Consider the following 15,112-nt stretch of genomic DNA (forward strand, 5'->3'; position numbering starts at 1 on the left):
CTGCCTCCTGTTGCCGACCCGCCGGTACAGTGGCGGGCATGCCCGAGTCCGCCACCATCCGACGTCCCTGGTGGATGCGCCTGCTGCGCAACCCCTGGACCTGGATCGTGCTGGCGATGATTCTCCTGTCGGTCGGGCTGCTGTACGCCCAGTACCTCCAGCTGCACGCCGACGTCGAGGTCGAGCGCGACGGCCGCACGGGGGTGATCCCGGGCATCACCGTGCGGTCGTTCACACTGGCCGCCCACTACGCCTGGCCCACCGCCGCCGTCTGGTCCCTGGTGTTCATCTGGCTGGACCGCTTCCGCACCCAGCACATGGCGATGTGGTTCACCGCCTTCGCCTGGGGTGCGGCGGTCGCCACCTCCATCTCCCTGGTCGTCAACACCTGGATGGCCGGCATGCTGTCGGTCCAGGGCGGCTACGACCCGAGCGGCGGGGCGGGTCCGGCGATCTACTCGGCGCCCTTCGTCGAGGAGACCTGCAAGGTGACGGTGCTCTTCCTGTTCGCCGCCTTCATGCGCAACCGCCTCACCTCGATGCTCCAGACGGTGAGCCTGGCGGGCCTGTCGGCGATCGGCTTCGCCTTCGTGGAGAACATCATCTACTACGCCCGCGCCGACAACTACGCCCGCATCACCGTCCAGGCCGGCGACCCCACCCAGGCCGTCCGGCAGCTCGTCCTGCTGCGCGGCGTCCTCACCTCCTTCGGTCACCCGCTGTTCACCTCGATGGCCGGGATCGGCCTGGCGATCGGCCTGCGTTCACGCAGTCGGCTGGTGCGGATCCTCGCCCCGGTCACCGGTTTCCTCGGAGCCGTGATCGGCCACATGGCCTTCAACGGGATCTCCTCGGTGGTGCCGAGCAAGGACCTCAAGGTCTACTGGTTCGTTGCCCTGGGGATCGTCGCCTCGCTGGTGATCTTCCTCATCGTCCGGCTGCTGCGCGAGGGTTCCATGGTGCGCAACCGGCTGGCCGACTACGTCGTGATGGGATGGCTGGAACCGCGCGACCCGACCGTGGTCGGCAGCCTCGCCAGGCGCTGGTGGATCACTGTGGTCGCCACCTCCCACGGGTTCGCCACCTGGTGGGCGACACTGGCATTCCTGCGCACCGCCACCGAGCTGGCCTACCTGCGGGACGCCGTCACCCGCGGCACCGCCGATGCCACCCAGGACCGTGAGGTCGCCCTGGTGGATCGACTCCGCGACCTGAGGCCGGTGGCCATCACCGAGTCCAAGGGGGCCCGACCGGTCGCCCCGCACCTGCCCGGTTGGTGGCCGTGGCGTCGCGGCAGGGCCGGTCGGATGCCGGCCTTCGCCCCGCCCGGACCCGGTTCGCGCCCGGCGGTCTCCTGGGTCCCGCCGCGTCCCTGACCGGTTCTCCACAGGAGGGTCGGGACCGAGGCGGGGTGGGAGAAGTTGTCCACAGATCTGTCCGGAGGCGGCAGATCGAGGCCTGCGCCACGACACGTGTCGGTGAGAGGAAAGGAACTCACATGGACGCGAACGTGTCAATCACCGGAAACCTCGGCACCGAGGTCGATTTCATCAGGAAGGACGGCTGGTGCGGCGGCCGATTCCGCATCGCCCAGACCCCCCGGTACCTCCGGGAGGGGCAGTGGTCGGACGGCGAGACCACCTGGATGTCGGTGCGTGTCAACGGCCGGCTCGCCGAGAACTGCCGGCAGAGTCTCAGCAAGGGCGACCCCGTCGTGGTCGTCGGACGGCTGCGGACCCAGGCCTGGGTCACCGAGGACGGCGTGCGCCGTGAACAGCTGGTCATTCTCGCCTCCTCGGTCGGTCACGACCTGCAGCGGGGGACCAGCATGTTCGTCCGCCCGACGCCCAGGCCCGAGGAGGCTCCCATCATGGAGCCCGGTGCGGTTGTCGATGCGACCACCGAGCTGCTCACCGACCGCTCCGGGGGGTTCGCCGACCGGGACCCTGACGGTTCTGGGGCTCATTCCACAGGCGTCGACGGCAGCGACCCCGCCGGAGCCGAGGACGACGGGACCGAGGGCGACCAGACGGATCTCGATGCCATCGAGATGGACGGGGAGATCGCCTCGGCCGACCGCCACACCGGTGAGATCCCGGTCGGATAGCGGTGGGACCAGCGGTGCGGCGGCCTCGCGCGGTGGTCGCGGTCGGAGGCGACTGGCATACTGGCGTGCGGCCCTCCGACCCGCCCTGTGCGGCGTGGGGCCACACGATCCCTGTTCCCGGTCGTGACCGCGGCCGCCCCGTGCCGGCCCGGCCACCCCACACAGACCTTGCGTCATCACGACGCCGAAGACACGCCAACCCCGAGGAGCGCCGATGGCTGAGTTCATCTACACCATGCACAACGTCCGGAAGGCGATCGGCGACAACGTCATTCTCGACGACGTCACGCTGTCCTTCTATCCCGGCGCCAAGATCGGGGTGGTCGGCCCCAACGGCGCCGGCAAGTCCACCATGCTCAAGCTGATGGCCGGCATCGAGAAGCCCAACAACGGCGACGCCACCCTCGCCAAGGGGGCCACCGTGGGGATCCTGCTCCAGGAGCCCCCGCTCACCGAGGACAAGACCGTCTTGGAGAACGTCGAGGAGGGAGTCGGCGAGATCAAGGCCAAGCTCCAGCGGTTCGAGGAGGTCTCGGCGGCGATGGCCGATCCGGACGCCGACTTCGACGCCCTGATGGCCGAGATGGGGGAGCTGCAGACCGAGCTGGACTCCTCCAACGCATGGGACATCGACGCCCAGCTGTCCCAGGCGATGGACGCCCTGCAGTGCCCCCCGCCCGACACCCCCGTCTCGGTGCTGTCCGGTGGTGAGCGACGCCGGGTCGCGCTGTGCAAGCTGCTGCTCCAGGCCCCCGACCTGCTGCTTCTCGACGAGCCCACCAACCACTTGGACGCCGAGTCGGTCAACTGGCTGGAGGGCCACCTCCACAGCTACGCCGGCGCCGTGCTGGCCGTCACCCACGACCGGTACTTCCTCGACAACGTCGCCCAGTGGATCTGCGAGGTGGACCGCGGCAAGCTGCACCCCTACGAGGGCAACTACTCCACCTACCTCGACACCAAGCGCCAGCGCCTCCAGATCGAGGGCAAGAAGGACGCCAAGCGGGCCAAGATCCTGGAGCGCGAGCTCGAGTGGGCGCGTTCCTCGCCCAAGGCCCGCCAGGCCAAGAACCGGGCCCGGCTGGCCCGGTACGAGGAGCTGGCCGCCGAGGCGGAGCGCAACCGCAAGATCGACACCGCCGAGATCAACATCCCGGCCGGCCCCCGACTGGGCAACACCGTCCTTCAGGTCACCAAGCTCACCAAGGCCTTCGAGGACCACGTCCTCTACAAGGACCTCACCTTCGACCTTCCCCGCGCCGGCATCGTCGGTGTGATCGGGCCCAACGGCGTCGGCAAGACGACTCTGTTCAAGATGATCGTCGGCCAGGAGCAGCCCGACTCCGGCACGTTGCGGGTGGGGGAGACGGTCAGTTTCTCCTACGTCGACCAGAACCGTGCCGGGATCGACCCCGACAAGAACCTCTGGGAGGTCGTCTCCGACGGACTGGACTACATCAAGGTCGGCAACTTCGAGGAGCCCTCGCGTGCGTATGTCGCCAGCTTCGGGTTCAAGGGGCCCGATCAGCAGAAGCTCGCCGGGGTGCTGTCGGGCGGTGAGCGCAACCGCCTGAACCTGGCGCTCACCCTCAAGCAGGGCGGCAACGTCCTGCTTCTCGACGAGCCCACCAACGACCTGGACGTCGAGACCCTGTCCAGCCTGGAGGACGCCCTGCTGGAGTTCCCCGGCTGTGCCGTGATCACCTCCCACGACCGGTGGTTCCTGGACCGGATCGCCACTCACATCCTGGCCTGGGAGGGCGAGGACGAGGACGGCGCGCCCCGATGGTTCTGGTTCGAGGGCAACTACGCCGACTACGAGGCGAACAAGGTTGACCGCCTCGGCGTGGAGGCCGCTCGCCCGCACGCCTCCAAGCACCGCAGGCTCACCCGAGGGGAGTGACTCGCTCGGCGTCGGATCCCTCCTGGGGAGCCTCTCGGGGCGTCGGGGGCCTCTCGGGGCCCCTTCGGGCGGGGCCTCCTCGGGGCGCTTCCGTCACGGAAGGCTCGTCCGCGGCCGGCGACCGGTCGATCGGACGTCAATCGTTCGTAACAGTGGGCATCTAGCGTCCAGGACATCAGTCCGGGAGGTCACGTGATCATCGTGCTCGTCGTTCTGGCGGTGGCCTGCTGCAGCGCCGTGGTGTGGTCGGCGATCGCCGAGAAGGTGCCGCCGGCGAGCGGATGGGCGCTGGCCGGCGCGACGGTGGCCACCACGGTGACCGCCCTGCTGGCCGGTGACATCCCGTCGCGGTTCGCCGCCTCCGTGCTGGCCGCCGGGTGCATGGCCGAGTCCGTGTGGACGATGGCCGCATCTTCATGGCAGCGCCGTCGGACCGCACGCGCTCTCTCCCGGTGAGTGCGTGCGGTCCGGGACCGGCTGTCGGGCCTTGAGGCGATGGCCGTGTCCGTGTCCGGCTCCTGTGACGCAGGTCGGGGGGCTCAGTGGTGGTCGTCCTCCGGCGAGGTCTCAGATGGGTCCGGGGCGCCATCTGACTCAGTCACCAGGTCGGTCTCGCTCGTTCTCTCGATCTTGAATCCAGTGAACCCGTACAGGAGGCTGAGCAGCGGGCTGAGGATGTTGAAGAATGCGAACGGCAGATACAGCAGTGTCGACACACCGAGAGCGGAACTCATGAAGGCACCGCAGGAGTTCCACGGCACAAGCGGCGAGGTGACTGTGCCGGAGTCGGCGCACAACCGGGAGAGGTTCGTGGGGGCGAGCCCGCGCTTGGCGAACTCGGCGCGATAGGTGCGGGCCGGCAGCACGAGCGCGATGTACTGGTCACCTGCCACGATGTTCAGGCCGAACGCCGAGCCGAACACGGCGACGTAGAGACCTCCGCGACTCTTCGCCCGCGCGAGCAGCGGATCGGTGAGTCGTCGGATCAGTCCCAGCTCGTCGAGGAGTGCTCCGAAGGTCACCGCCCCGATGATCAGCCACAGTGTGAGCAGCATGGAGTCCATGCCGCCCCGGGAGAGAAGGCGGTCGATGTCGGCGATACCCGTGTGGGCCGAGAACCCGCTCGACATCGCCAGCCAGGTCGCCCGAATCGCTCCCAGTGGAGTGAGGTGGTCCGCGCCGACAAAGCCGGAGAACACTCTGGGCTGCAGGATCGCACCGCTGATGCCCGCGAACACAGCTGCCAGGAACAGCGAGATGGAGGCGGAGACCTTGCGCACGGAGAGCACCACGAGCAGCACCAACGGCAACAGGTTCCACGGGGTGATGAGGAACACCTGGTCGAGTTTCTCCAGCTCGATGGAGGTCGGTGCCGGCGGCTGGGCCGAACCGCTGGTGAAGAGTCCGATGACGAGAAAGAGCACCACTGCAATGCCGAAGGCGGGGATCGAGGTCCAGGCCTGAGCCTTGATGTGCCGCATCACGTCGGCCTTCACCAGCTGGGCGGTGAGAATCGTCGTCTCCGACAGCGGGGAGAGCTTGTCGCCGAGATAGGCGCCGCTGACCACCGCGCCGGCCGCGATCCCGGGGGAGACTCCCAGCATGCTGCCGATGCCGACGAGTCCGACGCCGATCGTGCCGACAGTGGTCCACGAGCTACCGATCGACATCGCGATGATGCCGCAGATCAGGGCAGTCGCCGGATAGAACCACTCCGGTCTGAGCACATGGAGCCCGTAGGAGACGAGGGTGGGGATCGTGCCTGAGAGATTCCAGGTTCCGATCAGGGCGCCCACTGACAGCAGGATGAACACCGCCGAGGTGATCGACGCCATCGCCGACTGGCCCGCGGCCTGCACCTCGCCCCAGGGATGTCCATTCTTCAGGGCAACGGCCGCAGCCACCAGACAGGAGGCGACGAGGGCCACCTGGATCGGTCCGTCGAGGGCGTCCAGGCCGAAGATCAGGAGGGAGGACGCGATGAGGAGCACCATCGCGATCAGTGGTGTCAGCGAGTCGGCGATCGACGGATCCCGCTTCTGCCGCGCCTTCGGCTGTGCTTCTGCCGGCTGTGAGCCCTTCATGGCTGGCGCCTCAATTCTCGCTGCGTACCAGGGCGGGCATCGGTCAGAACTCGACGGGATCGCGCAGGATCGGGCACGTCATGCAGTGCCCGCCGCCACGGCCGCGGCCGAGCTCCGCGCCGACGATGGGGATGACCTCGATGCCGGCCTTGCGAAGCTGCTCATTCGTGAGGGTGTTGCGATCGTAGGTGTAGACCACTCCCGGGCTCAGAGCCACGGCGTTGTTGCCGCTGTCCCACTGCTGGCGCTCGGACTCGTAGTTGTTGCCGGCGGTCTCCACCACGTGCAGAGCGGGAAGTCCGAGTGCTCCGGCGACGACATCGACGAAGGGCCGCGATCCGTGGTCGATCACCTCTGCACCTGGGGCCTGGTCCGAGGGGCGCAGCGAGAAGGTGTGGACGGCGTCCATGATCCGGGGGAACAGTGTGACGACGTCGCGGTCGACGAAGGTGAACACGGTGTCGAGGTGCATCGCGGACCGGAGCTTGGGCATCCCGGCGACGATCACATGATCGGCAGCGCCCTGTGCGAACAGCTCGGTGGCGAGCTGGGTGATCGCCTGGCGGGAGGACCGTTCGCTCATCCCGATCAGCACCACTCCGTTGCCGACCGGCATCACGTCGCCACCCTCGAGGGTCGCCTGGCCCCAGTCGCGCTCGGCGTCGCCCCACCACACGGTCGAGTCGCGGAAGTCCGGGTGGAAGCGGTAGATGGCCTGCATCAGCAGCGTCTCATCGTGCCGGGCGGGCCAGTAGAGAGGATTCAGGGTGACGCCGCCATAGATCCAGCAGGTCGTGTCGCGGGTGTAGAGGGTGTTCGGGAGCGGCGGCATGAGGTACTCGTTGACGCCGGTCGACTCCCGGGCGAGGCTCAGGTAGTCCGTGCGGTAGTCGGCCGGTAGATCCGCGGTCGACAGACCGCCGATCAGGAACTCGGCCAGCTGGGCCTCATCAAGGGAGTCGAGGTAGGCCCGAGTGCCCTCGATCAGACCGAGGCCAACCTCGTTCGGCACGATCTTCCTGTCGAGCAGCCACGCTCGCGCGGAGGGGTCCCGCAGGGTGTCGGCGAGCAGGCTGTGCAGCTCGACGACCGCCACTCCGTGGGAGCGCAGACTGTCGGTGAACTCGTGATGATCTTTCTGCGCATTCTCCACCCACATCACATCGTCGAAGAGCAGCTCATCGCAGTTGGAAGGGGTCAGTCGGCGATGAGCCAGACGCGGTTCGCACACCAGAACCTTGCGCAGCACGCCGACCTCGGAGTATACCCCTGGCGTATTCGTCTCAGACATTGTCTGTTCCCTTTCTGGTGGATTGTTGAGTGATCTCAGAGCTGGATGAAACCGGTCGCGAGGGCAACTATTCCAGCGGCTGCGCCTATCAGCGATACCATGAGGATGACAAACTCCCGGGCGGTGAACAAGGTGCGTCCCTGTTCACGTCGGGTCATCACGAAAAGAATAGAAGCGGGAGCGTATATGACAAATGAGAGGAGAAGGAACTGCAGGCCAGCCGCAAATATCAGGAAGGCCGTGTACAGGCAGGCCAGGATCGCCAGCATTATGTCGCGCGGAACCAGTGTGTTCTTCCCGGTGTTCTTCTCGGTGCCGCCGTTTCGGGAGAGTACCAGCTTCAGTGCGAACAGAGCCGCGAGGAAGAACGGTATGAGTGTTAGGGCGCTGGTGAGGTCGAGGGCCAGGTCCAGGGCATTGCTGGCGAACAGCAGGATGACAAGGAGCAGCTGGACGAGCAGCGAGCTCAGGAGCACCGCATTCTCGGGCACGCCATTGCGATTCGTTCGGGCAAGGAACCGGGGCATGTCCTGGCTCTCGGCCATGACGCTCAGCACCTCGGCCGCCATGAGCGACCACGCGAGATATGCGCCGAGCACTGAGACGATGAGCCCGATACTGACGAACCAGCGACCCCATGGGCCCACGGCGTGCTCGAGCACACCGGCCATCGACGGCTGGGGCAGTGCGGCGATGTCGGCCATCGGCATGATCCCGTAGGACACGATCGTCACCGACGCGAAGACCGCGAACACGGACAGGAAGCCGAGCACGGTCGCCCTGCCGACGTCCTCGCGGCTCCTGGCGTGGCGGGAGTAGACGCTCGCTCCCTCGACGCCGAGGAACACGAAGACGGTGACCAGCATCGTCCCGCGAATCTGCTCGCCGAGTGAGCCCGCGTAGTCGGCCCCGGCCCAGTTCTGCAGGAAGACATGGAGTTTGAACACGAAGATGCACAGCAGCACGAAAATGACGATGGGCACGATCTTCGCGATGGTGATGATCGTGTTGATGAACGTCGCGTTCTGCACGCCCTTGCGGATGAGCAGGAAGAATCCCCACAGGCCGACCGAGGAGACTGCCACGGCGAGGACGGTGTCCCCGCCTCCGAGTCCGCGTACGCCGAGCCCGGAGAGGGTCGACATGATGAAGACCCAGTAGAAGGTGTTTCCCGCGCAGGCGCTCGCCCAGTAGCCGAAGCCCGAGAAGAAACCGAGGTACTCGCCAAAGCCTGCCTTCGCGTACGCGAAGACGCCGGAGTCGAGCTTCGGCTCCCGGATGGCGAGCATCTGGAAGACGAATGCCAGCATGAGCATGCCCACACCGGCGATGACCCATGCGATGAGCGCGCCGGCAACTCCGGTTTCCCGGGCAAATCTGCCGGGAAGTGAGAACACTCCGGCGCCCACCATCGAACCCACGACCAATGCGGTCAACGCGGCCACCGACAGTTTGTCCACCGACCGGGTCTCCTCGGGGGAGTCCCCCGCCTCTCTGTCCTCCGACATCGCGCCGCCTCTCCGTTTCCCCGGTATCGCGGTCGCACTCGTGTGTGCCTGCGATCAGGAGTTTATCGAGGGGGGTTGGTGAACACGACCGACACGCACCCTCATTTGTGGGGGAATTCGGGATTCGAGCCTGTTTGGTGTGCTTAACTCACGCATGTTTGGCTATCAGAGAAGTGAACTTACGGTGGGGATCACGTAACACTTCGTCCCACCAAAACCGTGTGGATCGTGGACCGCCCGCGGTATCAGTCGACGCGCCTGTCAGCGTCCATTGCAGACAGCCCTGGCCACATCCCGCGCCAATGGACCCATCGGCATCAGATCCCCCAGTTGTGAGGGTTGCAATGCGGCCCGTCCGGGGCGTGCGGAGGATAGCCTTGTCGTAGAGTCCTGGGGTCTCCTGAAGGGGTCGCTGATGAAGGCACGGATAGGGGTTGTCGACGATCATCCAGCGGTGATTCTGGGTGTGACAGCCATCCTCAACGAGCAGCCGGATATGCATGTGGCGGCCGGAGGGGCGACGATCGACGCCCTTCTGCAGTGTGGAGCGACCTTGGATCTGGTCCTGCTCGACCTCGTGCTCGTCGACGGATCGACACCGGCTGACAACGTGCGTCGGCTGACCGCTCTCGGAGTGACCACCCTCGCCTTCACCAGCGGCGATCAACCACAGCTTGTTCGCGAGGCTGCCCGAGCCGGAGCTGCGGGCATGATCCGCAAGTCCGAGTCCCCCGAAATGATCGTGCAGACGGTCCGTGGGGTGCTTCAGGGGGATCCGGTGCCGACGCCTGACTGGGCCACCGCGATCCTCGCGGATCACGCCTTCATCAGCGCGCACCTCAGTGATCGCGAGTCCGAGGTTCTGGCCCTGTACGCCTCGGGAGAGACTGCCGAACGAGTGGCCGAGGAGCTCTTCGTCTCGCGGACCACCGTGATCGACCACGTCAAGCGCATTCGCGCCAAGTACGCCGCCGTCGACCGCGTGGCTGTCACGAAGGTCGATCTGTTCAGACGCGCTGTCGAGGACGGTCTCATTGAGGCGGAGCGATAGGTGACGGAGCTCTCCTCCACCCACATGCGACGCGCGGATCGCTGGGCTGGCTCACTCATCGCAGTCTCCGCCCTGCTGCTCAGCGTGTGGTGGTTGCCCGACGCCCTGATGCAGCGGAACCGCTTCGCCATCTGGTGGACTGTCGGAGCGTGGGGTCTCATTGCGCTGTGGCTGCTGCTGGCGGGACTGGGGCAGCGGTTGCCGATGTGGTGGCTGCGTCGACTGTGGGCCGCGATCCCCAGTTTTCAGTTTCTGCTGCAGGTGCTCTCCTTCGCCGCCATCCGCGGCAATCCGTCCGACGTGATGCCCTGGGTGTGGACACTCGAGTCGACCACCGTGTGTCTGCTGGTGCTGCAACTGAGGCGGGTTGCCGCCGTCGCTGTCTCGATCGTCTTCTCGCTGAGCGTGCCGTTGTCGTCGTGGCTCTTCACCGGAGGGGTCTCGCAGCTCGTGCTCTCGAACACTCCCGTACGACTCAGCAATGTCTTGTTCGTCGTGCTGCTCATCGGCGTGCGACATCGTCTGTCATCGCTCTTCGAGGTCGAGACGGAGGCGCGTATGGCGGCAGACAGGAGAGCACTGAGCGCGGCCGAGACCCGGCAGCGGGCACGGTTCTCTCGCTTCGTCCATGACGAGGTGCTCTCGGTGCTCACCGCGGCACAACTGTTCAGCGGTACACCCCCGCCCGAGTTGCGGGCCGAGGCGGCCGCCACCATTCGGGCGCTGGCCGTCGAACGGCCCTCGGCGGCCGAGGACGCGCGCGCTGTCGATCCAGTCGATTCGACGGAGGCGGGGGAGCGGCTGCGCGCTCGGATCGCTCGCCTCGCGCCGACGGCGGTGGTCCACCTGGAGGCCGACCACATGCCGATCGATACAGGCGCTGTCGAGACTCTGGGCGACGCGGCGGCCGAGGCGGTGCGAAACGCACTCCGGCACTCTGAGGGAAACCACCTGTCGGTGCGCATGACGATCCTCGAGCAGTCGGTCGACATCTCGGTGAGTGACGACGGCACCGGCTTCGACGTGAACTCCATTCCGCCCGAGCGCTTGGGGGTTCGAGAGAGCATCTTCGCCCGAGTTCGCGAGATCGGTGGGCATGCGGAGGTCCTGTCCTCGCTCGGCCATGGCACAGAGGTGAGGCTGTCGTGGACCACACAGTGACCGCCAGGGGTACTGGTGCCGGCGGGCTCGCCACTCCTGCCGCCCGCTGGGCGCTCGTCTTCGCCTGGCTGATGGGGGCGGTGAAGGCGCTCGTCGACGGGCAGTTCAATCCCCAGTACGTCACACTCCCAGTGGCGTGCTTGTTGTGCCTTGTCGCAGCGGTGGTGCTGACGCGAAGGGAGGACCTGCCACTCAGCGGTGTGCTCGCGACCGTGGTCACCGCACTCGTGTTGACCGCGATGGTTCTCGCGCTCTCGGTGCCTCCGGATCGAGCCTCGATCTGGCAGCTCCAGTTCGGTGCGACGCTGCTCGCGCTGCTCTTCGTGCGGGGAGATCTCGTGCACGCCGTCATTGGCGCGGCACTGCACAGCGCCATATTCATCGTCTGGGCCCTGTGGTACTCAATGCCCGTCTCGTGGCTCCTGACCGTGCTGACGGCCCCGTGTGTTGTGTACTTCCTGGCGGTGACCTGGCTGTTCGGACTGCGCCGCGTCGTGATGCAGGAACGCACACACCGATCCGAGGCGGCCGAACACGTACGACAGACCAGGGCCGAGCGTGAGGCTGCCAGACGTATCGGCAGGGAGCTGGCCCTCGTGCGCGCGAAGACCGGGCATGTCCTCGCACTGCTTCGCGACGGTGCTCCTCTCGACAAGGAGTTGCGCGGTGAGATCGCGGTTGTCGGGGGAGAGATCCGAGATCGTCTCCGATCGCCCCGGTTGCAGCACCCCGAGCTGAACCGGGCCATTGCAGCGCTGCGGGCCGGTGGAACATCGGTGAACGTCCTGGCGGAAACCTCCGAGAGCGCTCCAGAACTGGGGGATCGGGCCGCAGAACAGATTGCCGCCGTGGTTCGCGATGAGGCTGGGGCTGACTCACTGGTGGTCACCTGGAATGAGCCGGAGCGAGTGAGCATCGTGGCCCGGCACGGAGATCGCAGCGAGAGGCACATCGTCCAGGTGCTGCCGGCGGTGAGCCGCTCAGACGCGGAGTAGTGGTGGTGGCTGGTGCTGGTAGCGCTGGTTGTGCCTCACCGTTGCCACCGGAGTGTCTGGCAACCGGAGTCCCGGGACGCGAGTACCTGTGTCGGGCATGGGTTGGGACGTGAATGCCCGTCTCGGGCGGGGTCGGGCTGCGGGAGCTCTCGTCGGGCAGGGTCGGGCCGCGGGTACCCACGTCGGGCAGGGTCGGGCTGCGAGTACCTGTGTCGGGCAGGGTCGGGTCACCGCGAACCCTGGTGGATTCTCGTCCCAGGGCCCTGACCGCACTCTGCTGGTTCCGAGTAGTGCCCCTTATGGTGGTGTAACCCGCTGGTGACCAACCCGTCGGCCTCCGCGACTTCGTGGTGGACGGCAGCGCGGTCACCGTGTGATCCTTCGAGAAAGCTCTCTACTTCTCACTCGAAAGGAACAACCACGATGACCGCTCCTCATATTGTCGACCCGACGCGGGTCCTGGACCAAGCCCTGGGCCAGGCCTCCCCGGACCTGCTGCGCTCACTGCTGCAGACGATGATCAACATGCTCCTGTCAGCCGACGCCGACCAGGTCGCCGGCGCGGAGTACGGCCGCCCCGACCCCGACCGCCTCGTCCAGCGCAACGGCTACCGTCACCGCGACCTGGACACCCGGGTCGGCACGGTGGACGTGGCGATCCCCAAGCTCCGCCAGGGCAGCTACTTCCCCGAGTGGCTGCTGGAGCGGCGCAAGCGCGCCGAGTCGGCGATGATCACCGTGGTCGCCGACGCCTACCTGGCCGGGGTCTCCACCCGCCGGATGGACAAGCTCGTCAAGAGCCTGGGTATCGACTCCCTGTCGAAGTCCCAGGTCTCCAGGATGGCCGCCGACCTCGACGCCCAGGTCGAGGCCTTCCGCCACAGGCCTCTGGGCGAGGCGGGCCCGTTCACGTTCGTGGCCGCTGACGCCCTGACGATGAAGGTCCGGGAGGCCGGACGGGTCATCAACGCGGTCGTGCTGACTGCCACCGGGGTCAACGCGGACGGCCACCGGGAGGTCCTGGGCCTCCAGGTCGCCACCGCTGAGACCGGGCCGGCCTGGAACACGTTCTTCGCCGATCTGGTGGCCCGGGGCCTGTCCGGGGTGCGGCTGGTCACCTCGGATGCCCATGCCGGGCTGAGGGAGGCGATCGCGGCGAACCTGCCCGGGGCTGCCTGGCAGCGGTGCAGGACCCACTACGCGGCCAATCTGATGAGCGTGTGCCCCAAGAGCCTGTGGCCGGCGGTCAAGGCCATGCTCCACTCGGTCTACGACCAGCCCTCCGCGGCCGCCGTCGACGCCCAGTTCGACCGGCTGCTGGACTATGTGGAGGCCAAGCTTCCCCAGGTCCATGCCCATCTGGACGCCGCGCGGGCCGATCTGTTGGCGTTCACGAGTTTCCCGGTCGACGTGTGGCGCCAGATCTGGTCGAACAATCCTCAGGAGCGGCTGAACAAGGAGATCCGGCGGCGTACCGATGCCGTGGGGATCTTTCCCAACAGGGAGGCCGTCATCCGGCTCGTCGGGGCCGTGCTGGCCGAGCAGACCGATGAGTGGGCCGAGGGCCGGCGCTACCTGGGCCTGGAGGTCCTGGAACGCTCACGAGGCACTCACAACCCCGACGGCCCGGACCAGACGCACCTGGAAGGAGCAGACCCCATCCCACCCGAACTGGCAGCCTGACCCCGTATCGAAAGATCACGAAACGGATACACCACTACCAGGGACTTGACCTGGTTCCGAACGCGTGAGACATTGCCGTCAATGAGCGCGCGACGTTCGACTCCACGAGACGCGTGACAAGAGGTGTCTGGGGGAGTCGGTTTCCGGCTCTGGTGAGTGCCGGCGTGATTGATGGGAAATCGCTCTCGCCTTGAGCGCATGCTCGTGGTGTAGAAAAGGCGGTGTTGGAGGCGGATGGCGCCGGTTATCCCTGGTGGAGTGCGTTGCATCAGTCGAACGTGGTCGGCCTTGATCTGCGTCGGCTGGGACGTGAATAGTTCTCGCACTTGTGTGTGTTTCCGCGTTCAGTGTCAGATTGTGATCGGAAGGAATATGCTCTCGGTCTTCTCGCATGATCGGTCGCGCGAGTGACGGATTCGATATCGAGCTGGATTCACGGTGTTTCGGTATATCATCAGGCCCCCTGAATCGACCAACGATCGACCCGTCCAAGCTGACCATCCCGCCATACCGTCCGCGGTGTGGCCGGTAGTTCCCGGGGCTCGGCTGGGCGGTGGTATGTTCCCGATCCCCCTGCCTTGACCGCCTGACCAAAGAACACCTCCTATGAGACGTGACTTCCCTCGCGGGTCAGATCGACAGGCAGTCCTCTCTCGGTCTGCTCCCCGCCGTCTCGTCGGCTCTCCTTCGCGACTCAACGGCCCAGGTGGGATTGGTTCTGTGCTCCTGACCGCGGCGACCATCTCATGTGGCCACGCCCGTCATCTGGCCATGCTCGTCATGGGCCACGGCACGGCAACCCGTGAGGGGACAGTGGTTGCCGAGGCCGGGCGGGGACGGGTCCCGCTCTCGTCGCCGTGCTGTCCGGAGGCGCCACACCTGCGTCTGCTGCACCAGGGGTCCCCGACAGATCGCCACTCGGTCATCTCCAGCGCGCTACGTGTTGGGCTGTGCGTCGGTGAGGGTGCTGAAGTGTAGGGGTGCGCCTGTGCGGCGCTGGCGGTTGTGGTCGTGCCGGCTCGTCCGGGTGCTCATGAGCGTCCCGCGGACCTGCATGTGCAGACGGCCCGGCGTCCGGATGCTGTCGTGCGGTTCTGGTGTCCGGAAACTGTCGCACCTTCTTGGTAGCCTTTTGTCGGTTTGCCGATGTGTCACTACTCGAAGTCCCAACAAAAAACTGTCAGTGCTGCCGGGTAGAGTTAATTAGTTAGGTGTCAAGTATGGTTGGAGCGGTAATCATGAAGGCGCCGTCGGAGTGTGTGCATGACAATGTGGAACTCCAAAAAAAGAGGCAGGAAATATCCTCCCGACTCTTGTGTGATGGACGCC

11 protein-coding genes are annotated in these 15,112 nt (G+C 66.4%); 8 read left to right on the top strand and 3 right to left on the bottom strand.

Annotated elements, in window-relative coordinates; genetic code table 11:
- The first annotated feature begins 38 nt into the window (after positions 1–38).
- The 4 genes from FEZ32_RS09110 to FEZ32_RS09125 all read left to right on the top strand — a co-directional run bounded on the left by FEZ32_RS09110 (position 39) and on the right by FEZ32_RS09125 (position 4,466).
- Positions 39–1,376 (top strand): PrsW family intramembrane metalloprotease, encoded by a 1,338-nt coding sequence (locus FEZ32_RS09110; RefSeq protein ID WP_244937840.1) that lies wholly within the window; start codon positions 39–41, stop codon positions 1,374–1,376.
- Between the two features lie 122 nt (positions 1,377–1,498).
- A complete protein-coding gene (locus FEZ32_RS09115) occupies positions 1,499–2,107 on the top strand; it encodes a single-stranded DNA-binding protein (RefSeq protein ID WP_097798546.1) in 609 nt (202 codons plus the stop codon).
- Positions 2,108–2,321: 214 nt separating this feature from the next.
- The gene (gene ettA, locus FEZ32_RS09120; protein WP_028702277.1) at positions 2,322–4,010 is read left to right on the top strand and encodes an energy-dependent translational throttle protein EttA; all 1,689 of its coding nucleotides are present in this window, start codon (positions 2,322–2,324) and stop codon (positions 4,008–4,010) included.
- 192 nt (positions 4,011–4,202) lie between these two features.
- Positions 4,203–4,466 carry a hypothetical protein gene (locus FEZ32_RS09125; RefSeq protein WP_138680454.1) on the top strand — a complete coding sequence of 88 codons (264 nt, stop codon included), beginning with the start codon at positions 4,203–4,205 and terminating at the stop codon, positions 4,464–4,466.
- 83 nt (positions 4,467–4,549) lie between these two features.
- Here the strand turns inward: FEZ32_RS09125 and nhaC are convergent, their stop codons facing one another.
- The 3 genes from nhaC to FEZ32_RS09140 are packed head-to-tail and all read right to left on the bottom strand — an operon-like array spanning position 4,550 to position 8,845.
- Positions 4,550–6,094: a Na+/H+ antiporter NhaC gene (gene nhaC, locus FEZ32_RS09130; protein ID WP_051238091.1), complete on the bottom strand. Its 1,545-nt coding sequence runs from the start codon at positions 6,092–6,094 to the stop codon at positions 4,550–4,552.
- Positions 6,095–6,137: 43 nt separating this feature from the next.
- On the bottom strand, positions 6,138–7,385 hold the full coding sequence (locus tag FEZ32_RS09135; RefSeq protein WP_138680455.1) for an arginine deiminase: 1,248 nt from the start codon (positions 7,383–7,385) through the stop codon (positions 6,138–6,140).
- 35 nt (positions 7,386–7,420) lie between these two features.
- Positions 7,421–8,845 carry a basic amino acid/polyamine antiporter gene (locus FEZ32_RS09140; RefSeq protein ID WP_244937841.1) on the bottom strand — a complete coding sequence of 475 codons (1,425 nt, stop codon included), beginning with the start codon at positions 8,843–8,845 and terminating at the stop codon, positions 7,421–7,423.
- A 463-nt stretch (positions 8,846–9,308) separates the two neighbouring features.
- On the opposite strand from FEZ32_RS09140, the gene FEZ32_RS09145 reads away from it, so the two are divergent.
- The 4 genes from FEZ32_RS09145 (at position 9,309) to FEZ32_RS09160 (ending at position 13,783) form a co-directional block, all read left to right on the top strand.
- Positions 9,309–9,944, top strand: a complete 636-nt coding sequence (locus FEZ32_RS09145; RefSeq protein ID WP_217496595.1) for a response regulator transcription factor — start codon at positions 9,309–9,311, stop codon at positions 9,942–9,944.
- Entirely contained in the window at positions 9,945–11,105 is a 1,161-nt protein-coding gene (locus FEZ32_RS09150) for a sensor histidine kinase (protein ID WP_028702282.1), read from the top strand.
- The gene (locus FEZ32_RS09155) at positions 11,090–12,100 is read left to right on the top strand and encodes a hypothetical protein (RefSeq protein WP_126412794.1); all 1,011 of its coding nucleotides are present in this window, start codon (positions 11,090–11,092) and stop codon (positions 12,098–12,100) included. Before FEZ32_RS09150 ends, FEZ32_RS09155 begins: the two co-directional genes overlap by 16 nt.
- Positions 12,101–12,523: 423 nt before the next feature.
- The gene (locus FEZ32_RS09160; protein WP_138679658.1) at positions 12,524–13,783 is read left to right on the top strand and encodes an IS256 family transposase; all 1,260 of its coding nucleotides are present in this window, start codon (positions 12,524–12,526) and stop codon (positions 13,781–13,783) included.
- Positions 13,784–15,112: the final 1,329 nt, after the last annotated feature.

This window comes from Acidipropionibacterium jensenii, from assembly GCF_005890135.1.
Classification (GTDB): domain Bacteria; phylum Actinomycetota; class Actinomycetes; order Propionibacteriales; family Propionibacteriaceae; genus Acidipropionibacterium; species Acidipropionibacterium jensenii.

What these genes read in the sequence shown, in the direction of transcription:
- FEZ32_RS09110 (WP_244937840.1), top strand. Translation starts at nt 39, where the DNA reads ATGCCCGAGTCCGCCACCATCCGACGTCCCTGGTGGATGCGCCTGCTG.
- FEZ32_RS09115 (WP_097798546.1), top strand. Translation starts at nt 1,499, where the DNA reads ATGGACGCGAACGTGTCAATCACCGGAAACCTCGGCACCGAGGTCGAT.
- ettA (WP_028702277.1), top strand. Translation starts at nt 2,322, where the DNA reads ATGGCTGAGTTCATCTACACCATGCACAACGTCCGGAAGGCGATCGGC.
- nhaC (WP_051238091.1), bottom strand. Translation starts at nt 6,094, where the DNA reads ATGAAGGGCTCACAGCCGGCAGAAGCACAGCCGAAGGCGCGGCAGAAG.
- FEZ32_RS09135 (WP_138680455.1), bottom strand. Translation starts at nt 7,385, where the DNA reads ATGTCTGAGACGAATACGCCAGGGGTATACTCCGAGGTCGGCGTGCTG.
- FEZ32_RS09145 (WP_217496595.1), top strand. Translation starts at nt 9,309, where the DNA reads ATGAAGGCACGGATAGGGGTTGTCGACGATCATCCAGCGGTGATTCTG.
- FEZ32_RS09160 (WP_138679658.1), top strand. Translation starts at nt 12,524, where the DNA reads ATGACCGCTCCTCATATTGTCGACCCGACGCGGGTCCTGGACCAAGCC.